The 22,054-nt window shown below is 60.8% G+C and carries 17 protein-coding genes; 9 read left to right on the top strand and 8 right to left on the bottom strand.

The window, feature by feature from the left end; all coding sequences use genetic code 11:
* Positions 1-12 precede the first annotated feature (12 nt).
* From ABTV87_RS03130 to ABTV87_RS03095, 8 genes are all read right to left on the bottom strand, one after another.
* A complete protein-coding gene (locus ABTV87_RS03130; RefSeq protein ID WP_433898976.1) occupies positions 13-7,143 on the bottom strand; it encodes a TcdA/TcdB pore-forming domain-containing protein in 7,131 nt (2,376 codons plus the stop codon).
* A 303-nt stretch (positions 7,144-7,446) separates the two neighbouring features.
* Positions 7,447-9,150 carry a precorrin-3B C(17)-methyltransferase gene (gene cobJ / locus ABTV87_RS03125; RefSeq protein ID WP_433898975.1) on the bottom strand — a complete coding sequence of 568 codons (1,704 nt, stop codon included), beginning with the start codon at positions 9,148-9,150 and terminating at the stop codon, positions 7,447-7,449.
* Positions 9,150-9,884, bottom strand: coding sequence for a precorrin-2 C(20)-methyltransferase (locus ABTV87_RS03120; protein ID WP_007951035.1), 735 nt, complete (start codon positions 9,882-9,884; stop codon positions 9,150-9,152). Before ABTV87_RS03120 ends, cobJ begins: the two co-directional genes overlap by 1 nt.
* Complete coding sequence (locus ABTV87_RS03115; protein ID WP_433898974.1) at positions 9,881-10,507, bottom strand: precorrin-8X methylmutase; 627 nt, start codon at positions 10,505-10,507, stop codon at positions 9,881-9,883. Before ABTV87_RS03115 ends, ABTV87_RS03120 begins: the two co-directional genes overlap by 4 nt.
* The gene (cobG, locus tag ABTV87_RS03110; protein ID WP_433898973.1) at positions 10,500-11,798 is read right to left on the bottom strand and encodes a precorrin-3B synthase; all 1,299 of its coding nucleotides are present in this window, start codon (positions 11,796-11,798) and stop codon (positions 10,500-10,502) included. The genes ABTV87_RS03115 and cobG overlap by 8 nt, the downstream gene beginning before the upstream one ends.
* A gap of 158 nt (positions 11,799-11,956) precedes the next feature.
* Positions 11,957-12,619: a hypothetical protein gene (locus ABTV87_RS03105; protein WP_433898972.1), complete on the bottom strand. Its 663-nt coding sequence runs from the start codon at positions 12,617-12,619 to the stop codon at positions 11,957-11,959.
* 53 nt (positions 12,620-12,672) lie between these two features.
* Positions 12,673-13,509, bottom strand: coding sequence for a hypothetical protein (locus ABTV87_RS03100; protein ID WP_433898971.1), 837 nt, complete (start codon positions 13,507-13,509; stop codon positions 12,673-12,675).
* A 120-nt stretch (positions 13,510-13,629) separates the two neighbouring features.
* Positions 13,630-14,304: a hypothetical protein gene (locus tag ABTV87_RS03095; RefSeq protein ID WP_433898970.1), complete on the bottom strand. Its 675-nt coding sequence runs from the start codon at positions 14,302-14,304 to the stop codon at positions 13,630-13,632.
* 221 nt (positions 14,305-14,525) lie between these two features.
* Between ABTV87_RS03095 and cbiE the strand changes: the two genes are divergently transcribed.
* The 9 genes from cbiE to ABTV87_RS03050 all read left to right on the top strand — a co-directional run bounded on the left by cbiE (position 14,526) and on the right by ABTV87_RS03050 (position 22,040).
* Entirely contained in the window at positions 14,526-15,737 is a 1,212-nt protein-coding gene (gene cbiE / locus ABTV87_RS03090; RefSeq protein WP_433898969.1) for a precorrin-6y C5,15-methyltransferase (decarboxylating) subunit CbiE, read from the top strand.
* Positions 15,730-16,827, top strand: coding sequence for a cobalt-precorrin-5B (C(1))-methyltransferase (locus ABTV87_RS03085; protein WP_433898968.1), 1,098 nt, complete (start codon positions 15,730-15,732; stop codon positions 16,825-16,827). Before cbiE ends, ABTV87_RS03085 begins: the two co-directional genes overlap by 8 nt.
* On the top strand, positions 16,824-17,552 hold the full coding sequence (locus ABTV87_RS03080) for a cobalt-precorrin-6A reductase (RefSeq protein WP_433898967.1): 729 nt from the start codon (positions 16,824-16,826) through the stop codon (positions 17,550-17,552). The genes ABTV87_RS03085 and ABTV87_RS03080 overlap by 4 nt, the downstream gene beginning before the upstream one ends.
* A 191-nt stretch (positions 17,553-17,743) precedes the next feature.
* Positions 17,744-18,046: a type II toxin-antitoxin system RelE/ParE family toxin gene (locus ABTV87_RS03075; RefSeq protein WP_085609241.1), complete on the top strand. Its 303-nt coding sequence runs from the start codon at positions 17,744-17,746 to the stop codon at positions 18,044-18,046.
* A 3-nt stretch (positions 18,047-18,049) separates the two neighbouring features.
* On the top strand, positions 18,050-18,340 hold the full coding sequence (locus tag ABTV87_RS03070; RefSeq protein WP_085609233.1) for an addiction module antidote protein: 291 nt from the start codon (positions 18,050-18,052) through the stop codon (positions 18,338-18,340).
* 97 nt (positions 18,341-18,437) lie between these two features.
* Positions 18,438-18,839, top strand: coding sequence for a DUF2946 domain-containing protein (locus ABTV87_RS03065; RefSeq protein ID WP_085609232.1), 402 nt, complete (start codon positions 18,438-18,440; stop codon positions 18,837-18,839).
* A gap of 48 nt (positions 18,840-18,887) precedes the next feature.
* Entirely contained in the window at positions 18,888-19,367 is a 480-nt protein-coding gene (locus ABTV87_RS03060; RefSeq protein WP_433898966.1) for a copper chaperone PCu(A)C, read from the top strand.
* A 21-nt stretch (positions 19,368-19,388) separates the two neighbouring features.
* Positions 19,389-19,835: a DUF2946 domain-containing protein gene (locus ABTV87_RS03055; protein WP_221534699.1), complete on the top strand. Its 447-nt coding sequence runs from the start codon at positions 19,389-19,391 to the stop codon at positions 19,833-19,835.
* Between the two features lie 84 nt (positions 19,836-19,919).
* Positions 19,920-22,040 (top strand): TonB-dependent copper receptor, encoded by a 2,121-nt coding sequence (locus ABTV87_RS03050; RefSeq protein WP_433898965.1) that lies wholly within the window; start codon positions 19,920-19,922, stop codon positions 22,038-22,040.
* Positions 22,041-22,054 lie beyond the last annotated feature (14 nt).

Raw genomic sequence — 22,054 nt, 5'->3', positions numbered from 1 at the left:
AACCGCGGACCGTCAACCCGCCGACTCGACGGCTTTCTTCGCATCCGCCTGATCGATCAACGCTTTCAGCGTCACGCCCTCGGCGCCTTCCTTGCGCGCCTTCAACCAGCGCACCAGCGTCGACACCTGGCACGGACGCAGGCCATTGATCTCAAGCATCGCATCACCCCGCTGCGAGGGATCTGACGCATCCGCATTGCGCACCAGAACGCAGTGCTCACTGTCGGGGTCGATCAGTACCAGATGATCCTCGACCATCGCCACCTCCAGCTTCTGAGGGACAGTCAGCGTCAGGATCAAACGGCTCATGACCAGCGGGCGGGCCCCCAGCGGATAACGACAGTCCACCACCAGCGAGTCGAGCTTGCGCATGAGCGCCTCCGACAGGTGCCACTTCATCGCACCGCGCCCTACCCGCAAAACGAGCGTGCGCACATCGTCCGGGATCACCGGCAGAAGATCGTAGGCATCCACCCGTCCTTCGAGCACCAGCACGTCACCCGTGCGTTGGACGTAATCCAGCGGCTTGATCTGGCGCAGGCTCGGATAACCCTGCACAACTCGATCCTGCGGATCATGCAGCAAGACATCGGCATGCCGCCGGGTTCCGAGCAGCTGGTAATCCTCAGGCAGGTCGGCAGCGGGGATCTGAACCAGCCGCGCGCTGTCAGCGATGTACCACTGCACACTGGCGTCCTGTGCGGCGATCGAAATGAACGGACGATGCGCTTCGTTCGCCAGCAAGGCCTGCAAGTCGCTGATCAGATGTTCGCCATGGGCCGCCAGCCAATTCTGTTGCACACCGATGATCTGCGGTGGCTCCTGATGCTCCAGTTGCAGCACCACACCTTCGCGCGTCGTGCCCACGAGACCCGCACCGTGGACCCGCACATCGGCAAAGCGCCACGCCGTCCAGAGTCGTTCTGGCCTGGTCAGCATCCGGGTCTGCAACAACTGCGTGCCCTCTCCGAACGCCGACTGCAGATGTTGCGGATCGATAAACGTCTGGCGCCAGACCTCACCACTCTCGGGCTCGAACAGCCATGCCGACAGATTGTCCGGTGTCATGCCCAGCAACCGGAGCTGCGTTTGCTGCGCTTCACACAACAACAAGCGGTTGTCCACGTACCAGGCGTGCAAGCGCGCATCCCCGGCAGCATTGGCAATGCCGACAATAGGGAATTGCTCGACGGCGTATTGCCGGGCGATCGCTTCGAGCGCCAGCCACCATTGCTTGCGTCCCTTGAGCCAGGGTTCTGCCAGGCCGGCAAAATGCAGCTCACCATCAGCGCCGATCCCGAATGACAACCCGTCCTCGGTGCGGGCCTGATAGCCATTGTGCTCAGCCGTCACCTGCTTCAGGCGCTCGGGTTGCACCCAGCGGTGCGACCATTGATTCTGCTCCTGCGCCACAGTGCGCTGCACCCGGCACAGGCTCTGGAACGGTCGGTCGTAAATGACAAACACGTCGCCGTCATCGGCCGGCGTCAGCAGCATCAGCTCGTTCAGGTTCTGGATCGAATCGGGCCAGGCGCGCGCATGGTGACGTCGCGGTACCGGGCGCACGATCAGGTTGTCACGGGTACGGACCCAGGCCATGTCCCGCTCGTTCTCTTCGATCATCCAGCAGACCGAAACATAAGGCGCGAACTGCCAGTCGACCGTGGCAAAGTCTTTGTCCGCATGAACCGGCATGCGCTTCGCCCGATCACCCAGCACCGGAGCCCAATCTGCCAGGCTTTTGCTGTCATCGAACAGCGCTGCGTAAGTCGGTTCAAGCCCGCGAGTGACGGAGCTCAACCACAGCTCACCTTGGTGTATCAGGTAGTTGAGGCGCTCAAACGTGCCGTCTTCATACGTATATTCCTGCACCACATGGATGACACCCTGGCCATCGGCTTCAACACTGCGAATCGAGCTCGCGCCCTCGTGTCGGAAGATCAATCGATAACGATGGCTCAGCAGCCCGGTGTCGGCATCGACCTGGCAGATATCGTAGCCACTCTGATCATGGAAAAACGCCGAGCCGCCGGTGACCACCGAGAACAATCCCTCATCGTCGAACACTTCATCATTGCGGATATAGAGGACCCGATCCTCCATGGCGTCGTACCAGCCGTTGGTGTAACGCGGCGCCTTGGGGTTTTCAAAAGGAACCCGGTAGTTGTGGATCGGCGTATAGCGCAGCGCCAGTCGATGCGCCCGTGCCAGCGCTTGCAGATGATCCTGCAGGGTCTGGTCATCCAGCCCTTTGGGCGCCTGTTCCTGCAGCAGCTCCAGCTCGTGCCGTTTGCCGTCGGCGATCCTGAAGAGCCGGCCATTTTCGATCAGCAGGGAGATCTCCGGCGCACTGTTCGCCGTCACCTTGAACTGGCAGCCTTTGACACTGAACTGCCCGTCCTGGCTGAACACGATCTCCGACTCTCGGGCCCAGGGTGCGACGATGGTCCAGCGGTTCTTTTGCGCCCCCACGGACACCAGTTCGACGTTGACACCTGGATTGAGCACCAGCGTGCAAGCGCCTCCCCCACCCTGAATCCGATAACTGATCTGCTCGTGCCAGGGCTTGGGAATCACCGGCACAACCAGTTTGCGCGCCTGTGCATCGAGCGTGATGCTGATCTCGGTCGGGCGATAATCGGGGTACATCCGATGAACAATGTAATGGCTGGGGAAAGAGTAGAACGAAAACAGGAACAGCCATTGGCCGTCGGCTTTTTTCTTCTCCAGACGCCGCGCGATGTCGAAACCCTTGTCGTGGCGTTGCGATGAAAACGGCAGGATCTGGTACTCGTAGCCGTAGCAAGTGAGCGGCGTGCAGGGCAGGACAATGGCCTGCTCGGCCGATGGTGCGAACGTCATTTCGGCGGGGTAGCCTAGCTCTTTACTGAGGTGGATGGCTCGCGGGTAATCGACCTCGAAGTCCGGCACACCGAAATGATCACGCAGCGGATACAGCCGGGAACTGTCGAGCAGCAGTTTGCCGGCGCTCAGATCCAGTCCGTTGATGATCAGCGACGGTCGCGGCAACCAGGCACCTTGCTCGTCGCTGTAGTGAAATCCGGCGCCGTGATGTGCCTGCTCCAGCTCCGCGAAAAACAGTCCGACCGCCTTCGCTTCTTCAGCGATGGTCGCGAAGTTCTGCGCCAGCGCAGTCACGCCGACGGCCAGCCCTCCAAGAATCACCCCGGCGCCTCCCAGCACCGCAGCCGCCGTACCCGCGCCAGCGGCCGCTGCGCCAAGTCCCGCACCGGTCAGGGCCAGACTGCTGGCGTCGAAGGTCAGTTGGGTGGCATAGGTGGCGGTCTCGACATCGTTGCGGGCATTCGCCAACTGATAGATATCGAAGCCGACATTCGCCAGACCCAGCACCGCGCCGACACCCTCGTTGGCCACATGCCCGGCCACCGCGCCGAGGGTTCTGCCGGTCAACGGCTCAAGCGCTTCGCCGACCACCTTCGCAGTGGTGCGGGCGATCAGTTTTTCATCACGCAATGCGGCTTGCACCAGGCCGATCAGCCCCGCCGCATCGACCACATTGCCATGCACCAGTTGTGCGTAGTTGACGTAGGCATGCCACTGCACCGCGGTGCTCACAGTGCGATCTTCGCCCTCGCGCCCGCGCAATGCATTCATCAGCGCCTGTACCGCAAAACCGGCATTGAGCGTGTGCACGGCCGCCGCCTCTGTCGGATCCACCACCGCGCCGGTCGCAGGTTTGTGCCCCAGCGTCGAAAACAGATCCGTCAGGTAATTCCTGATCCGCAGCAGGCGATCATCCCGGCTGGTGACCACGGCGACCGTCTCGCCACTTTGCGGGTCGAGCATGTGTACCCGGTAACCGCCTTCAGGGGTCACCTCCAGCGAGTCGAACAACGGCACCAGTGGAGTGACCGACTCATGGCCCTCCTGCAAGCGTGCAGTGACGTCGGCAATCTGCTCGGCCCACCAGTCATTTTCTGAAGACAGCAACGCACTGCCCAGGCGCGAATTGTCCATGAGCGATCGACCGTGAGCGCTGTTCACCCTTTGGCGAACGGACCTGAACGGTTTGTCCGGCAGCGGTTCATCCCTGAGCAACTGACTTACCTTGATGCCGTTCGACAGGTTCAGGGCGGCAACCTTTTCGCCTTGCACATCGATCAGATCGAACTGCGGACGGCCGGGTTTGCCGTACACGGCATAATGACGGGCGATATGCGTGTTCTTGAAAAATTGCTTCAGGGCCATCCGGAAGGTCGCCGGGCTGTCGAATTCGAACAGGCCGAAGTTCGGATCGTAAAAGTGGTAAACGGCCGTACTCCCGTTTACGGTCCGGGCCACCAGCATCGAGTGGTTGTCCGAGTTGAGCATCAGGGTTCGAGGCCCTGCGGACGCCTCGAGAGTCGCGACCATGTTGTCCAGATCGACCCGCCCCAGCGCCGTGCCCACCTCTGCGGCGTTCACACCACGCATTTCCTCCAGCGCGGCCAGAAACGCCTTCGAGTCCGAATGCTCCGGCTCAAGTACCGCCAGATAGAATCGCTCGCGCAACTGTCGGGTGGCCCCCTCGCCCTCAGTGAGGGCGGCACTCATCGCCAGCGCCAGCGGAAAACAACGTCCGGCCGCGGTATCACCCAGCCCGTGCATCAACAAATCCTGAGGCACCAGTTTGACGGTGCCGGCCGCGAACTGATTGAGCACCTGCTCCGCCCGCTCCTGGATTTGATCGCGATGCTCTTGAGTGGCCAGCCGCTGGATCTGCGCTACCCGGCGCCCCCAGTCAAACAGCGTCGCAGCGTTGGCCAGCGCGTTCTTTTTCAGGCTGAGTGCGTTGACCGAATGTGCGGGCAATTCATCACCCACACTGGCCATGCCTGCCATGAACGCAGGTGCCCGGTGCTGATAGAGCTGCTGTTCAATTAGCGCGTAACGCCCGGACGTACCGCGCTCACTGACGCTGTTGATCAGATTGTCCAGCGCACCGTTCAATGCGGAAAATCGCTGGGCATCCAGTGAATCGGCGCCCAGCAACGCGCCGATCGTCAAACGCTGCAGCGGGTTGAGCTGCGCGAGTTGCCAGGAACGGGTACCCAGCCCGATCAGCAGCTCATCCAGCGCGATACTCTGGGCAATCGGACTTTTCGGGAATGCCGGTGGCCGCAGGCGAGTGTCCTGATGACGTATGGCCTGACGATCATCGAAGCTCAGCGGCAATCGGTCGGCGAACACGACCGGCCCATCGTGGCCGCTCATCATCGCCTTGGTAAACGGTTCCCCGAGGTGATCAGCCATACGCTGCAACAGCTCGGTATTCAGGACATGACGTCCTTCGACCAGTGGCCAGCCGAGTTCGAATTCGACGGTGGTCTGCTTGAGCAATTCGGCGACATTCCCGGCGTAGCGGGTTTTGTATCGGCCGTCGCGCCAGCTTTGCTGTTCAGTATCGAGCCACTTTCGGGTATCGGTTTCGTTTTCTTTCCAGGAGTGATCCAGCTCCTCTTCAGTGACCTGATTGACCGTCTGCAGAGGTGCGATGGCCATTTCCCGCCGTGACGCCTGCGCCCCTTCGGGCGTTAAAAATGTCTTTTCGAAATCGCTGGTGCCATCCTTGATTCCGGCGGGTCCGGTCAAATAGATCGTCCCCTCGTTTCCCGGACGGATACCTTCGTTGTGGTATCCGGCAACGGCATCCGCCAGATAAGCCGCAAAAAGGGACTCCATTCCCGGCAACTCAACCAAAGGCCCGTAAGATCGTTCCAGTACTTCGTTGGCCAGCGGACTCATCGCTTCATGCTCTTGAAGTCTGATACCTCTTTCAATCGCCAACCGGGTGGTGTCATCGAGCAGTTCGTAGTTGAACCTGAAGCGCTTGAGCACGGACTCAAGTACCGCCGAACCGGCATGAGCCATCATGTAGGCATTGCTGATCGTGTTTTCCATTGCCACTGCGCGCAGCGCATACGGTCGGACAAGCAGATCCTGCGGAGGCTGAAACACCTGAGTCAAAAGCGGCCGGCTTTTGGCAAACGCCTGCAGCACCGGGCGATGCTCTTCGGGTATTTGCAGCAGCTTGTCTCTGTACCGCCCCCGTAGCGCCTGTCGACCGGGCATCCAGTCGGGATTCTGATCCAGCATCAACTGCAAGACACCGAGGCGCGCATCAGCACCAAAGTCGCTGATATCGATACCTGCAATTTCCTTCAGCAACGGCGGCAAATTATCAACATCGCTGTAGCTGCCACCTTCGAAGTGCAAGACCTCTGCTCTTACGATATCCGACGCAGCCGCCAGGTTGCCCCGCATGCGCATTTCCCGCTGGTAAACATCCCGCAACTTCAAAGGTATTTCCGAACCCGCCAGATCGCGCACTCGAATATTACCTCCGACCAGCGCATCGATACTTTCACGGTTCTTTGCTTTCAACGCCCTTAAATCCTGAACGTTCTGCCCATAAGCACGGCTCAACAACTGCAATCTTGCTTCATCGGCGGATTCGCCCCTCGCAACCGCCGCATCAATGTGTTCGCTCATCTGTTGCTTCAAAGCGATAGCGCGGGCGACATACATCTCGCCCAAAACCTTGTCGGAGAGGCTGTCGACGCCCCCGTGCTCCATGGCGTCCGCCTTGGCCGCCTCGACCATCAAGCGATTGGCCTGCCAGGCCAGCAACGCATCACTGTCATACCAGACGTTGATCTGATAACCCTGACCGGCCAATACCTGTTTCCAGACATTGATGTAATCGCGCTGGATGTCACCGACTCCGCCACCCAGCCAGACGAAGTGCAGGATCTTCGGCACCTGCGTAGCAGGTGTCTTCATCAGTTCAACGCTGTAGTTCAGCCGCGACTCGAAGTCGCTGACCCTGGCGCTGATTTCTGAAAGATCGGGCGCTGTTTCCGTCTTCGGGCTCGGCGCAGGTGCTTTTTCAACTTCACGTCGCACCCGATGCCCGTCGAACTCTCCAAGCGCCCGCTTTAACAGCGCGAGGGGTTGCAAGAGCCGTGGCGAGTCGAGCAAACCGACACAGGCAAAGTAGTAACGGATCACCTCGTCATAACGAACGGTATTCTTGTAGGGTAACAGCGCTTGTTCAAGATCAGACAATTTGAACAGATTGACAAACTTTACATACCCGCCATGAACTTTAGCTTCCTGCATTGAAACATTTCCTCGACATAATAAATTACACGCGCGCGCCGACGCCGCGAGAGCAAACAACTTGCAACAAGCAAACACTAAAACCCGAACAAACTTCACATAACCGAAACTAGTGCAAAACAATACCCAAAGACAAACACAAAGCCATTCAAACAATGTCCAACGAAACATCCAACAACACTAGACCATTCAAACAAACGCTATTGAAACAAATACAAACTTCAGAAAGCGCACAAACCAAAAAGGCCGCGAATTGCGAATTCGCGGCCTTTTTGGGTTTTATCGAAAACTAATATAACGGTATCAGGCTACGGGCTTGTCCCCGTACCACCTCGGTGTATACACCCACTCCCCGCCTTCCGGGCGAGGGAAGGTGCACGTAGTGGACGAACCGATCAGGACCATGGTGCGCATGTCGACCTGATCCGGAGTCAATGCGCCCAACGTGGTGGTGCGTAACGCCTGTCCGGGACGGCCGATATCGCGGCCCAACACCACCGGCGTTTGCGGCGTGCGGTGTTGCGCGACGATTTCCAGCGCTCGCCCCAGTTGCCACGGACGGGCACGGGAGATCGGGTTGTAGAAGGCCAATGCCAGATCCGCCTCGGCGGCCAGATCCAGACGTTTTTCGATGATCGACCACGGCTTGAGGTTGTCCGACAGCGACATCACGCAGAAGTCGTGGCCCAGCGGCGCACCGGCCTGAGCGGCGGTGGCGAGCGACGCCGAAACACCCGGCAGGATTTCCAGATCGACGCTGTGCCACGCCGGGTCCGTCGACTCGTGCAACGCTTCGAGCACTGCCGCCGCCATGGCGAACACGCCCGGATCGCCGGACGAAACGACGATCACCGAACGGCCCTGAGCCGCCAGCCTGAAGGCGTGACGGGCACGCTGCATTTCTTCGCGGTTGTCGGTGCAATGCTGCACCTGATCGTCGCGGAACGGGCCGGCCATGCGCACGTAGGTTTCGTAACCCAGCACGTCGGTGGCCCGAGCCAGTTCGGCTTTCACCGCCGGCACCATCAGCTCTGCCGCACCTGGGCCGAGGCCGATGACGGCCAGGCGACCGCGTGGACGGCCGACCTGTGAAACATCCAGCGGCTGTTCGGCCACGGCGATGGCAATGTCGCGGGATGTTGTGATGATTCGAGCGGCGGAGACTGCATCGCGAGCCAGCTCACCGATGTCATTCGCCGGCGCGACAAAGCGCAGCGGCACTGCCAGTTCAAGCGCTGCTTCACGCAATACCGGACTGGCCATCTGAGTATCCGCCGCCACCAGACAGGTCAGCGATTGAATCGCCACACCGGCCTGCTGCAACGCATCGCGAATTGCATCAGGCAGGTCGGCCACATCGGCACCGACCGCCACCGCCACGCTGCGCGGATAAATCAGCAACTCACTGGCGCTCGCCGCGCGGGCATCGCTGCCCACATGAATCGAACGCTGCGCCTGTGGATCCTCCGGCAGTTGCGCCTGCGCAAGCCAAGGCGCAGCACCGTCGATGCGCACGCTGTGGCCGGCGAGCAGATCGGACACGAAGCGTTTGCCCTGCTCCAGATCGCCGAGGGCATAACCGCCGGGCGGGTTGAGCAGGCAGGTGCCGAAACGCAATTCGCCACTGGTGGTGATCGCCGCTGCCACTTCAAGCGCAGCCGCGATCTCGCGGGCCATGACGTTCACCCCGCCGAGGCCACCGAGCAATGGCACCACGGCGCTGCCGTCTTCAGCCACGGCGAGCACCGCTGGCTCGACGCCTTTCTCCAGCAGCAGCGGCGCCAGGGTGCGGATGACAATGCCGGCCGCGCACAAGGCAATGATCGGCGTGTCCTGTTGATACAGCTCGCGCAGGGTCGCGCCGAAGTCGCTGTAAGTCAGATCAGCCCCTTCGACTCGCCCGTTGAGCCCGTGAATCTGCGACGCCGGATAGACCTGCTTAAGGCGACGGGCCGTGGCCAGCGCGCCCTGGCCGAGGATGACGATGGCCGGTGTGGAGTGAGTCATCAGCCTTGCCACCGTTCGCCGGGAACAATGATCAGCGAGAAGTACGGCGACGACATCGGCTCGACCTCATCCAGCGGTACGATCTTCTGGTTGGCCATGGTCGCGCGCTCGACGTACAGCGCACGCTCAGCCAGGCCCAGCTCTGCCAACACGTCGCGCACTTTCGGAAAGTTGCGCCCCAGCTTCATGATCACCGCCGCGTCGGCATCGGCCAGACGGCGCTTGAGTTCATCGTGAGGCAGCACGCCGGACAGCACCGACAGGCTCTGATTGCGATACACCAGCGGCGCGCCCAGCACCGACGCGCCGCCGAGCATCGAGCAGACGCCCGGCACCACTTCGGCTTCGTAACGGCTGGCGAGGCGATCGTGCAGGTACATGTAGGAGCCGTAGAAGAACGGGTCACCTTCGCAGATCACCGCCACGTCGCGACCGGCATCCAGATGCGCGGCGACTTCTTCTGCCGCGTCATCGTAGAAATCGCTGATCACTTGCTCGTAGGACAGCGGCGCCGGCAGCACTTCGGTGGTCACCGGGTACACCAGCGGCAGCAGATTCTGCGCGTCCTGCAGGTGCGCTTCGATGATGCCGAACGCGTTGCCCTTCTTGCCCTTGGCCACGAAGTACGCCACCACCGGCGATTCGCGCAGCAGGCGCAGGGCCTTGACGGTAATCAGTTCCGGATCACCGGGGCCGACGCCCAGGCCAATCAAACGTCCTTGAGCCTGCATCATTCGATCTCCGTGGCGAGGGCATTGACCGCGGCGGCGGCCATGGCGCTGCCGCCGAGGCGGCCCTGCATGATCACGAACGGCACGCCACGGCTGTTGGCGGCCAGCTCGGCCTTGGATTCGGCAGCGCCGACAAAGCCCACCGGGAAGCCGAGGATCAGCGCCGGTTTCGGGGCACCGGCGTCGAGCATTTCCAGCAGATAGAACAGCGCGGTCGGCGCGTTGCCGATCACCACCACGCTGCCTTCCAGATGCGGGCGCCACAGTTCCAGCGCCGCTGCCGAGCGAGTGTTGCCCAGCTCGCGCGCCAGATCCGGCACGCTGTCATCGCGCAGGGTGCAGATCACTTGGTTGTTGGCCGGCAGGCGCGCACGGGTCACGCCCTCGGAAACCATCCGCGCATCGCACAGGATCGGCGCGCCGGCGGCCAGCGCATCGCGCCCGGCCTTGCCCGCGCCCTCGGAGAATTGCAGCCCGTTAATGGCCTCGACCATGCCGCAGGCGTGGATCACCCGCACGGCGAGTTTTTCCAGGTCGGCCGGGATGCGAGCCAGGTTGGCCTCGCTGCGAATGATCGCGAAGGAGTTGCGATAGATCTCCTGACCGTCGCGGATGTAATCAAGCATCAAGGGGGCTCCGTGAGCGGGCGGCGAGCAATTTCGCCGCCGCTTCGATAGTAAGGTTGTGAGCGTGCAGCGCGCCGAATCCCGGCAGGGCTGCATCGCGAAAATAGAGATCGTAGTGACCGGGGCCGACCGCCAGCAGCGTCACCGCAGCCCGATGTGCGGCCGCGCAGGAACGCGGGCAGCCGGACAGGTGCACATCCACGGCGTGTGGCAACAGCGTAGCCAGCAGGCGGGCATCGTGTTTGGTGTCGGCCAGGCCTTTGCCGCAGCCGTTGGCGCCGGTACAGGCGATCAGGTGCGCCAAGGGATCTTCGAAGCGGGTCAGCAGGTTCAGCTTGCTCAATTCGTCGAGCACTTGAACCGCATCGGTTTCCCGCACATTGGGCAGCAACAGACTCTGCCAAGGGGTGAAACGCAGGCTGCCGTCACCGAAGGTTCTGGCCAATTGTGCGGCGCCACGCAGCATGTCCGGATCGAGGCGGCCAAGCGCCGGGGCGGCACCGACATAGACCTGACCGGCCGATTGCTGAGGATGGATGCCGATGTGCAAACCCTCCGGTCCGGCTTCGCGCTGCCAATCAGCGGCTGACTTCAGGTTGATCCGCTGAGCGAGTTTTTCCAGAAACACCGGCGTCGGGCATTCATCCAGCAGATGGCGCATTCGCGCCTGCTCCGGACGGGCCAGATCGAGGAACAACTCCAGCACCGCGACCACCAGCGCATGTCCGTCCGCAAGCGCCACGGCAGCCAGCGGTCGATCCGTCGGGCAACCCGCCAGGCTGAACGCCAACAGCGTGTCGCCGCACTCTTCGAATGCCGACAACCACAGGTCATGGGGATGTTCGAGCATCGCCAGCGCTTCACCGCCATCCAGTTGCACGGCGAACTTGGCGCTCAGCTCGTGGAAGCGCGGATGACTTTGCAGGGTTTCGAGGATCTGCCCGGCCAGTGGACGAGTATCGAAGCGCATCCGCCGGTCGATGCCGGCGGAGGGGCTGAGCATCAGGTTGCGCACATCGTCACCCGCTGCGGTTCGCGGCCCGAGACCGGCGGCCAACAGGCTGTCGATCAGCGCGGCGGACTGCTCGCCGATCCCGCGAATCTGCAGATTGCCCCGGTTGGTCGCCTCGATCGCCCCGCCGGCAAACCGCTCGGCGGCATTGGCCACCGCATCGGCCTGATCGGCCGTGATCGAACCGCCATCGAGCTTGATCCGGCAGATCCCTCCATCCAGCGCCTGGACGATACGCAGCAACCCCGGACAGGCCGAGGGGCGTATGGCGTTGGACATCGGACGTTCGTTCAAAGGATGACCGGCTGGCAGGCAGTGCTGTGGTGGGCGAAAGGTCGCCATTATGCCTGCTTTGCCTGACTGCATGAAAAGTCTGCCGTCGGACAGCCGATCGTGTCGCATCATCTTTCCCGGCAGCTGGAGCTTACCGTCCGTTCTCAGGCCAGCGCGATGATCTGCTCCTGGCGCCGGTCGCCCAATAACGCAATCACTTTGTCCCGGGAAAAGACGTAATCTTCGGGGTCGATCAGCGCCCTGTAACCATCGATTGATAAGTTACCGCGCACGTTTGCGGTACTGAATCGATGGAGCAAAAGATTGCCTTCAATGACTTCATCAACTTCGAACGCGATGAACACCGTCGACACCCCGAGGCCCCGAGACAGAAGACTGAAACCGAACCGGACCCACCTGTCTTTATACAGGGCGTTCTCGAGCAAAACTTCCATTGCCAGTGTCGGGGCTGCCTTGCTCGACAGCGAATCCAGGCTGAGATCCACGACTTCACCGGTCGCAGCAGGGACCCATTGTTGAAAAGTCCGCCGAGCCCATTCGACGAGAGAAAAACTGCCCGGCATCGGTACAGGCAGACTGGCTTGCGGGTTATCCAGCAACATTGCACCGGTGACTCTCAGAGCGACCTTATTGGCCTGATTCCATGGATCGACCTGAGCAAAATCAGGACATTTGTGAGAGGCGACCAACTGAGCATAAAGCAGCGCATCCAGACCGTCGCACCTATCCGATTCCAGCAACTCATCCGCGACCAGAACCACCGTACCGGCACATATGAAGGTTTTAAAACCGATACCTGTATTCATCGAGAACTCCTTATAAAAAAGCCAGAGGCCCGTGCCTCTGGCTTCAATGAATATCAGGCCTTGCCAAACTCATAGCTGAGCGCTTTTTCGCGCTGTTCGGTCAGTGCCTTGACGATCAATGGCTCGACCATCAAGTAGTCTTCTTCGTCCATGGACATGGTGGCCGAACCGTTGTAGATACTGACGCTGGATGTAGTCCACTCGACAAACAGCACCTTGGTCGGTTGCGCCGCAGCGAAGTACTGAACGGCAGCGATGGCCATCGTAATGGTGCCGTCCTTGTCCTCCAGGGCACTCGACATACAGAAGTTACCGCCCTCGGCTTTTTTGGCGTTGCGCTCAAAAAGAACCAGCGCTTCAGGGACATCTTTCAGCGCGTCCATGGTGGCATCCGCCACGTCCTTGAGCACCTTCAAGGCTGCTGCACCCGTGCCCCCCACCGCCGACACCGCGGTGTGGATGATGTTCAGCGCAATGTTGTCCATGGTCAGTTTCTGGGAGGTGGCCTGGTAACGATTGTAAGGCTGACTGAACGCGAACCAGCCCGCCAGTTTCATCAGTCGCATGAATTCGTTGTAACGCTGCTCTTTCTGACTGGCGGCAGGGTATTTGAGCAAAGCAACCAGATCGGCGTACATATAAGTATTCTTCACAATGCGTTTGCTGCGTTTCGACATACTTTCATCAAAACCGGCAATGCCTGTGCCCATAATGGCTGCGTTAAGTTCATCCTTGTCGATTGGCAAACTGGCATTCAGCGACAACTTCGCAGAGCGAGGGACGGGCTGCGCCGCGATGAGTTGGTTACACTCCTCGATAAAAGCAATACGTTGAGCTGCAGACAGGACTTCATCAGCCACTTCATTGTTTTTAGCAATTACTTCATTCATTTCGTACATTCCTTTAAAAATCAAAACGCCTCCATGGCGCACACTCAAATTAACTTTCACTCAATCAACTAGCAACTTTCACTGAATTCAAGTTATTTCAATACAAACAAGAAACCAAATTTACTGATTCAGAGCAAACTCATTACGACGCATATCGCGGACCAGCTCTGCCAGTTCTGCTCGCCGAGCGTTCATGTTTTTCGGCGTATTCATGAAACGCCGCGCATAGATTTCCAGCTGCGACCTGGAATATTCGACATCCCAGAACAAATACTTCTTCGCCCACTGCGAGTTGAGCAAGCCGACGTGACTTATTACTATTTCAAGATGTTTATAATAATTGTAATAGGCCGGTGAAAATACAAAGTCATTCCATTCCCGGACACTTTCCGCAAACAAATCAAAGCCCGCCGGATTGTGTTCCAGCAATTGAAAGGTTTTTTTCATCTGCTGTCGCCTTCCACTACTCAGCAGTCTCGCCATCGACATTGACCAGGCATCCAGAAAGTCGCCTTCAAACTCCCGGCCGGTAACCCGCACTGGATCACCCAGCTCCCAGCCAAGATGTTGAAGCGATGCAGAGTAATACTCGAACCAGAAACCCGGAGCCTGTCCTCTATTCACGCGTTGGTCGGCTTGATGCTCTGCCCAGCGCATGCTGTCTTTGATAAACCGTTCATCTTCACGGCTCACCCCGGAAAAAAAAGTGAGCAAGCCATTACCCGCCACAATCGAGCTGCTTTCTTCAGCGCTTTCGGCGACTTGAGGCAGCACATTATTCTCAAACATTTCCATAGATTATCAATTCCCTTATAAAATTTACTGCTCAAAACAACAAATCACCCCTGACAAATTCATTGCCAACTACAATCAAAACTTATCAACAAAGAAACCACCCGAGAAAAAACAACATAAACATTAGATGTCTTCCAGGCTATTCAAATGCGCAGCAGTCATTTCGCGGAAGTCGAGTTATCATGTCGCCCACCGACGATAGATAAGTAATGAGGAATGGCATGACCCCCTGGCTGACGGTTGTAGGCATCGCCGAAGACGGCTTCAAGGGCCTGGGCAAGAATGCCCGGCGCGCTTTGATGGGCGCCTCGCGGATCATCGGCGGTCAGCGTCAGCTGGATCTGTTGCCAGTGTGCATCCGTGGCGAACGCCAGTTGTGGCCGAGCCCGTTTTCCATGGCCCCGGTGCTCGAGCGTCGCGGTGAAGCGGTGTGCGTGCTGGCCAGCGGTGATCCGATGTTCTACGGCGTTGGCGCGAGTCTGGCGCGGCAGGTGCCGGGGGCCGAGATGCTGATTTTGCCGGCGCCGTCGTCCTGCTCGCTGGCGGCGGCCCGACTGGGCTGGCCGTTGCAGGACGTCAGCGTGCTGTCGCTGGTGGCTCGCCCGCTTGCAGCCCTCAACGCACAACTGTTTAGCGGCGTGCGCCTGTTGTTGCTGAGCAATGACGGCCAGAGCCCGTCCGCCGTTGCGCAATTGCTGCGTGAGCGCGGATTCGGCGCCAGTCGTCTGAGTGTTCTGGAACATCTGGGCGGCGACACCGAGCGCCGGATCGACGGCACAGCCAACGACTGGAACGATCCGCTCATTGCCGACCTCAACGTGATCGCCATCGAATGCCTGGGCGATCCGCAGACACCGCGCCTGTCGCGTCTCGCCGGTCTGCCGGACTCGGCCTTCCAGCATGACGGCCAACTGACCAAGCGCGACGTGCGCGCGATCACCCTCGCCCGCCTCGCCCCGACACCGGGCGAATTGCTGTGGGACGTCGGCGCCGGCAGCGGCTCGATCGGCATCGAGTGGATGCGCGCTCACCCGAGCTGCCGCGCTCTGGCTATCGAAGCCGATGACGGCCGACAACAGTTGATCGAACACAACCGTGACGCCTTGGGCGTGCCCGGCCTGCAACTGATTCGCGGCAGTGCCCCGCAAGCTCTCGCCGGGCTGGAACGTCCGGACGCGATTTTCATCGGCGGCGGCGTGACCCGCGAAGGCGTGCTCGACACCTGCTGGGAACAACTCAAACCCGGCGGCCGACTGGTCGCCAACGCCGTGACCCTGCAAAGCGAAATGACCTTGATGAGCTGGCGCGAACGCCACGGCGGCGAGCTGACCCGCATCCACATCGCTCAAGCCCAGCCGCTGGGCGAGTTCGACACCTGGCGCCAGGCTCTGCCGATCACCCTGCTCGATCTGGTCAAACCCCTCGATGCGTGACGAAACCGCCGAACAACCCGCGCCCCTGCGCAGCGGCCTGACCACCGGCAGCTGCGCCACGGCCACCAGCCTCGCCGCTGCCCGTCTGCTGCTCGGCGGCGTGGTGGCGGACGCCGTGCAGATCGTCTTGCCCAAAGGCAAGCAGGTGCAGATGCGCCTGGAGTTCTGTCGACTGACTGATGACGGCGCTGAAGCCGGAACCATCAAGGATGCCGGCGACGACCCGGACGTGACTCACGGCGCTCTGCTCTATTCACGGGTGCAACTGATGGCCGAGCCGGGAATCCGCTTCATTGCCGGCAAAGGCGTCGGCACCGTCACCCGCCCGGGGTTGGTGCTGGCCGTCGGCGAACCGGCGATCAATCCGGTACCGCGCAAGATGATCAGCGATCACCTGACGCTGCTCGCCGAGGAAACCGGCTATCGCGGCGGCTTCGAGGTGACGGTCAATGTCGAGGGCGGTGAAGCCCTGGCGCTGAAAACCATGAACCCGCGCCTGGGGATTCTCGGCGGCCTGTCGATCCTCGGCACCAGCGGCATCGTCCGGCCGTTTTCCTGCGCGGCGTACATCGCCTCGATCCATCAAGGCATCGACGTGGCGAAAACCAACGGCTACCTGCACATCGCCGCCTGCACCGGCAACGCCAGCGAGGACACCATGCGCCGGGTCTACAACCTGCCGGAAATCGCCCTGATCGAAATGGGCGACTTCGTCGGCGCCGTGCTCAAGCACCTGCGCAAAGTGCCTGTGGATAAACTCAGCCTGTGCGGCGGCTTCGGCAAGGTCAGCAAACTGGCGGCCGGGCACATGGATCTGCACTCGCGCCATTCGAGCATCGACCTGCCGCAACTGGCCGAGTGGGCGGCGGCGATTGGTGCGGACGATGCGTTGCGGCAAGCCATTCGCGGGGCGAACACCAGTCAGCAGGCGTTGGCGATGGCCAGTGCGGCGGGCGTTGCCCTCGGTGATGAGGTCTGTCGCCATGCTTTGGAATTCGCCCGTAGCGTGGTGCCGGCGAAGGTCCAGGTCGAGGTGTTTGCGATTGATCGTCAGGGCGGCATCGTTGGCCATGCGGGAGCCTTTGTATGAAGCGAATCCTGTTGCTCGGCGGCGTGACTGAAGCGCTGGCCATCGCGCGCACTTTGGGACCGGAACACATTTACAGCCTGGCCGGCGTCGGCCGGGTGCCGACCGATCTGACGTGTCAGGTGCGCGTCGGCGGCTACGGTGGCGCCGAAGGTCTGGCGCAGTTCATTCGCGACGAAGGCATCACACTTTTGCTCGACGCGACCCATCCCTACGCCGCGCAAATCAGCCAGAACGCCGCCACCGCTGCGCAACTCACCGGCATTCCCTGCTGGGCCCTGCGCCGCCCGGCGTGGCAACCACAGCCGGGCGATGACTGGCGCGAAGTCGCCGACTGGGCCGAACTGATCACCGCCCTCGAACCCTTCCGCCGCCCACTGTTCACCCTTGGCCGCGAACCGCTGCAACACCTCGACGAAATCCCTGCGCACCAGTTCTGGACCCTGCGCGCCCTCGACGTCTACCCCGGCAACGAACGCTGCGAAGTCATCGGCGCCCGAGGACCGTTTCTGCTGGAGGATGAGCGGGCGCTGTTCGAACGCCGGCAGATCGACGTGCTGATCAGCAAGAACAGCGGCAGCACCGCAACCGAGCCGAAACTGGACGTGGCGCGGGAGCTTGGGGTGCCGGTGATGGTGTTGAAGCGGCCGGTGTTGGCGGGGATTGATCGGGAGTTCATGAGTACGTCTGAAGTCCTGAAAGCCCTCTCTACGTCAGATTATTCCTGATTTCGAGCTAATCCTTGATTTGGCCGGCAAATTTTCAGGAAGCAGCTGACTGTTCGCTTTTGCCACCTCAAGCCAAGATTTCGATTCCTTTAATCCCCACAGATTTGCAGCGAGCAAATTCTTGAAGCGCACTGCAGCGTTCAAGAAAAATGCAGCTTGTCAGTCTGTATCCCAAGGAATACGATTTCGACATGATCGAATTTGAACGATCCCCTGCATTTGCCGATTGGCTCGACTCGATGAAAGACACCAACGGCAAAGCTCGCATCATCGCCAGGATTCGAGGTGCAGAGCATGGAAACATGGGTGATTGCGAGTTCGTTGGCAGTGCCGTTTATGAAATGCGTGTTCATTACGGCCCCGGCTACAGGATGTACTTCACACGTAAAGGTAACGTGATTTATCTGCTACTGCTGGGGGGCGACAAGTCGACACAAAAACGAGATATCAAAAGCGCCATCCGGATGGCGCAAAGCATCGGTAATGAGGAGTAAGTCATGACCGAAAAATTCACCCGCTTCGACGCTGCAGAGTTTCTTAAAACGCCGGAGGAGATGGCGGCTTACCTGGACGCTTGTTTTGACGAAGATGCTGGCGACGGCGTTCTCATCCGTGCAGCGCTTAATGACATTGCCCGCGCCCAAGGCATGACCCAGGTTGCACGAGATGCAGGTCTGGGCCGCGAAAGCCTTTATAAAGCGCTGAGCAGCACTGGAAATCCGGAATTCGCGACTATCATGAAAGTCATGAAGGCGCTGGGTTTGCGGTTACATGCCGTAGCAGGCTGAATCCTCTGCGACACCAAACCGCACGACGCTTTTTTACTTATCGGCCCTGATCAGGCTAAATAGCCGCGCCTGATCGCCCACCCTACGGATCTGTCCCATGAACCGACACCGGCTCGCATTTGCCTGGATCGCCTGCTTCGCAGTGCTGTTCAACATGCTCGCCATGCCGTTGACGGGAGCGATGGCGCAGGCGGCGCAGACGCCGGCCGAGCAGTTGCTGTGGAGCAGTTTCTGCACCGGCAGCGGGACGAAGATGGTGGCGATCGACATCGGCAGCCTCGATCAGAAAGCGCCGCAGAGCGGTGACAATCATTCGACCATGCAGCATTGCTGGTGCTGTTCCGGATCGGCGCCGGTGGTGGCGTTGCCGGGGCATTCGCCGCAGCTGTATTTCGCTCAATACGAAAGCAATCGCAGCGTGGCGCCCGCCGTGCTGCAAACTCCGACACCGCGCCAGCAATGGCCGAGCCTCAATCCCCGCGCCTCTCCTCTGGTCTGATTTGTTCCCGCATTTGACCTGCGTTTCAAATCGTTCTGGAGAACTGCCATGTTGAACAAATTCATCGTCATCGCTGCGCTGTTGCTGCCTGCGTGCTTCGTCCATGCCCACGAATACAAGGCCGGCGAGCTGGAAATCGCCCACCCGTGGTCGCAGGAACTGCCGCCGAACGCGCCGACCGTTGCCGCGTATTTCATCATCCACAACGGCGGCAAAACCGCTGACCGCCTGCTCAGTGTCGACTCGCCCATCGCCCCGACGGCCGAACTGCACGAGCATGTGATGCAGGGTGATCTGATGAAGATGCAACAGGTGCCGAACGTGGCCATCCCGGCCGGTGGAAACGTGACCTTCGCGCCGATGGCCTATCACGTGATGCTGATGAATCCGACCGACCGCAGTCTGCTGACCGACGGCAAGCGCTTTCCCCTGACGATGCACTTCGAAAATGCCGGTGACGTGACCGTCGAAGTCGCGGTGCAGAAGAAGCCGCCGCAAGCCACGCAAGCCCACGCGCACGCCCAGTAACCGTTCCGGCAGACGCCGCCCATGCGCCCCCTGAGCGCCAGGCCCTCCCTGCAACGCCGTCAGACTGAACACCTGACCCGCGGCAGCTGGATCGCCCTGTTCGCCATGTTGATGATCTTCATCGGCCCGCTGATTTCCCAGTCGATGCCGATGGATCAGCACGCCTCGACCTCCATGCCGATGAGCATGGACATGTCGATGGACATGGCGGGCATGGATCATTCCGCGCATGAAGCAAAACCCTCGGCCGAACACTGCCCGCCGCAATCCTCGCACCATGTGCTGTGGGAAAAATGCGGTTATTGCAGCCTGCTGTTCAACTGCCCGGCGCTGACCGGCGGCGGCAGCTTCGCCACTTTCAGCATTCCACTCGTCAACACCTTCACCCCACCCTCCCCGCGTCTGGGCCATGCCCGGCAGACTTTCTTCCCCGGCGCCCGCACCCGCGCCCCGCCCGTCGCAGCGTAAACACCCACCTCTGATTGCACACGGTTGAGAAGACAGCCTCAGGCTGCCGGCCGTGTCGTTTACGACTGTTTGATGGAAATTGTCATGTCCAGGTTTTCTGCTGTCCCACGCCCGGCTTCTGCCCCGGCGTCCTTTGCCCTGAACGAATCCCGCGTTCGTTTCAGGCACGCTACCGCCGTCCTTTGCGGCGTCCTGCTGTCCCCGCTGGTCCACGCCGACGAACACGCCGGCCACACTGATGAGCTGAGCCCGACGGTGATCACCGCCATCGCCCCGAGTTCGCCGCTGACCATCGTCACCAACCCGAAAGACCCGCGCCAGCCAGTGCCGGCGAGCGACGGCGGTGACTACCTGAAAACGATTCCCGGCTTCGCTCTGGTGCGCAACGGCGGCACCAACGGTGATCCGGTATTGCGCGGGATGTTCGGTTCGCGCCTGAACATCCTCACCAACGGCAGCATGATGCTCGGCGCCTGCCCCGGCCGGATGGACGCGCCGACTTCGTACATTTCGCCCGAAACCTACGACAAACTCACCGTGATCAAAGGCCCGCAAACCGTGCTCTATGGACCGGGCGCGTCGGCCGGCACGATCCTGTTCGACCGCGAGCCGGAAAGCTTCGGCGAGCTCGGCACCCGGGTGAACGCCAGCGTACTGGCCGGCTCCCACGGGCGCTTCGACAAGGTCGTCGATGCGGCGGCCGGCGGATCGCTGGGCTACGTGCGGGTGATCGGCAACACCGCGCATTCCGACGACTACCGCGACGGCAACAACGACATCGTTGCCTCGCGCTATGACAAGTGGAACGGCGACGTGGCGCTGGGCTGGACCCCGGACGCCGACACCCTGATCGAACTCACCGCCGGCAAGGGCGATGGCGAAGCACGCTACGCCGGACGCGGCATGGACGGTTCGCAATTCCTGCGCGAAAGCCTCGGTCTGCGCGTCGAGAAATCCAACATCACCGATGTGCTGGAGAAGCTCGAAGCCCAGGTCTACTACAACTACGCCGACCACGTGATGGACAACTACACCCTGCGCACGCCGTCCGGCACCGGGATGATGGCCGGGCCCATGGCGTCCAACGTCGACCGCCGCACCCTCGGCGCGCGGATCAAGGCCACCTGGCGCTGGGCCGATATCCAGCTGATCACTGGGCTCGATGCGCAGACCAACGAACACCGTCAGCGCAGTGGCATGGGCATCGATACCTACAAGGATCAGCCGTACACCAAGGACGCCGACTTCCATAACTACGGGGTGTTCAGCGAAATGACCTGGTACGCCGCCGATCGCGACCGCCTGATCACCGGCGCCCGGGTCGACCGCGCCTCGGCCAGGGATTTCCGACAGACCACCGGCTCGGGAATGATGTCCCGCCCGAACCCGACTGCCGGCGATACCCGCGCCGACACCCTGCCGAGCGGTTTCATCCGTTACGAGCATGACCTGGCCGACAGCCCGACCACGCTCTACGCCGGCCTCGGCCACGCCCAGCGCTTTCCGGATTACTGGGAGCTGTTTTCGCCCAAGTCCGGCCCGGCCGGTTCGGTCAATGCGTTCGATTCGATCAAGCCGGAAAAGACCACTCAGCTCGACTTCGGCGTGAACTACAAGAGCGCCGAGCTCGAAGCCTGGGCCTCCGGTTACATCGGCCAGGTGCGCGATTACATCCTGTTCGATTACACCCCGGGGATGATGGGCATGAGCACTTCCCGCGCCGAGAACATCGACGCGCGGATCATGGGCGGTGAACTCGGTGCCGCTTACAAACTCACCGACAACTGGAAAGCCGATGCGACCCTGGCCTACGCCTGGGGCAAGAACAGCAGCGACGGCAAGGCTCTGCCGCAGATGCCGCCGCTGGATGCGCGCTTCGGTCTGACCTATACCGAAGACAACTGGAGCGCCGGCGCACTGTGGAGGGTGGTCGCCGCGCAAAACCGTATCGACCAGAACAAGGGCAACGTGGTCGGCAAGGATTACGACAAGAGTTCAGGCTTCGGCGTGTTCTCGCTCAACGGTGCCTACCGGATCAACAAACACTGGAAGGTCAGTACCGGCGTCGACAACCTGTTCGGCAAGGCTTACGCCGAACACCTGAACCTGGCGGGCAACGCCGGGTTCGGCTACCCGGCCAACGACCCGCAAGCGATCAATGAACCGGGGCGCACGCTCTGGACCAAGGTGGACATGAGTTTCTAACCCTCAAGGGCGCT

The sequence above is a fragment of the Pseudomonas sp. PSE1(2024) genome (assembly GCF_050990555.1).
Lineage (GTDB): Bacteria > Pseudomonadota > Gammaproteobacteria > Pseudomonadales > Pseudomonadaceae > Aquipseudomonas > Aquipseudomonas aphyarum.
Note: the sequence above shows the minus strand (reverse complement) of the source record. Positions and strands in the feature narration are given on the sequence as shown.

Coding starts and splice junctions, on each gene's coding strand:
- ABTV87_RS03130 (WP_433898976.1), bottom strand. CDS start 7,143: ATGCAGGAAGCTAAAGTTCATGGCGGGTATGTAAAGTTTGTCAATCTG.
- cobJ (WP_433898975.1), bottom strand. CDS start 9,150: ATGACTCACTCCACACCGGCCATCGTCATCCTCGGCCAGGGCGCGCTG.
- ABTV87_RS03120 (WP_007951035.1), bottom strand. CDS start 9,884: ATGATGCAGGCTCAAGGACGTTTGATTGGCCTGGGCGTCGGCCCCGGT.
- ABTV87_RS03115 (WP_433898974.1), bottom strand. CDS start 10,507: ATGCTTGATTACATCCGCGACGGTCAGGAGATCTATCGCAACTCCTTC.
- cobG (WP_433898973.1), bottom strand. CDS start 11,798: ATGTCCAACGCCATACGCCCCTCGGCCTGTCCGGGGTTGCTGCGTATC.
- ABTV87_RS03105 (WP_433898972.1), bottom strand. CDS start 12,619: ATGAATACAGGTATCGGTTTTAAAACCTTCATATGTGCCGGTACGGTG.
- ABTV87_RS03100 (WP_433898971.1), bottom strand. CDS start 13,509: ATGAATGAAGTAATTGCTAAAAACAATGAAGTGGCTGATGAAGTCCTG.
- ABTV87_RS03095 (WP_433898970.1), bottom strand. CDS start 14,304: ATGGAAATGTTTGAGAATAATGTGCTGCCTCAAGTCGCCGAAAGCGCT.
- cbiE (WP_433898969.1), top strand. CDS start 14,526: ATGACCCCCTGGCTGACGGTTGTAGGCATCGCCGAAGACGGCTTCAAG.
- ABTV87_RS03085 (WP_433898968.1), top strand. CDS start 15,730: ATGCGTGACGAAACCGCCGAACAACCCGCGCCCCTGCGCAGCGGCCTG.
- ABTV87_RS03080 (WP_433898967.1), top strand. CDS start 16,824: ATGAAGCGAATCCTGTTGCTCGGCGGCGTGACTGAAGCGCTGGCCATC.
- ABTV87_RS03075 (WP_085609241.1), top strand. CDS start 17,744: ATGATCGAATTTGAACGATCCCCTGCATTTGCCGATTGGCTCGACTCG.
- ABTV87_RS03070 (WP_085609233.1), top strand. CDS start 18,050: ATGACCGAAAAATTCACCCGCTTCGACGCTGCAGAGTTTCTTAAAACG.
- ABTV87_RS03065 (WP_085609232.1), top strand. CDS start 18,438: ATGAACCGACACCGGCTCGCATTTGCCTGGATCGCCTGCTTCGCAGTG.
- ABTV87_RS03060 (WP_433898966.1), top strand. CDS start 18,888: ATGTTGAACAAATTCATCGTCATCGCTGCGCTGTTGCTGCCTGCGTGC.
- ABTV87_RS03055 (WP_221534699.1), top strand. CDS start 19,389: ATGCGCCCCCTGAGCGCCAGGCCCTCCCTGCAACGCCGTCAGACTGAA.
- ABTV87_RS03050 (WP_433898965.1), top strand. CDS start 19,920: ATGTCCAGGTTTTCTGCTGTCCCACGCCCGGCTTCTGCCCCGGCGTCC.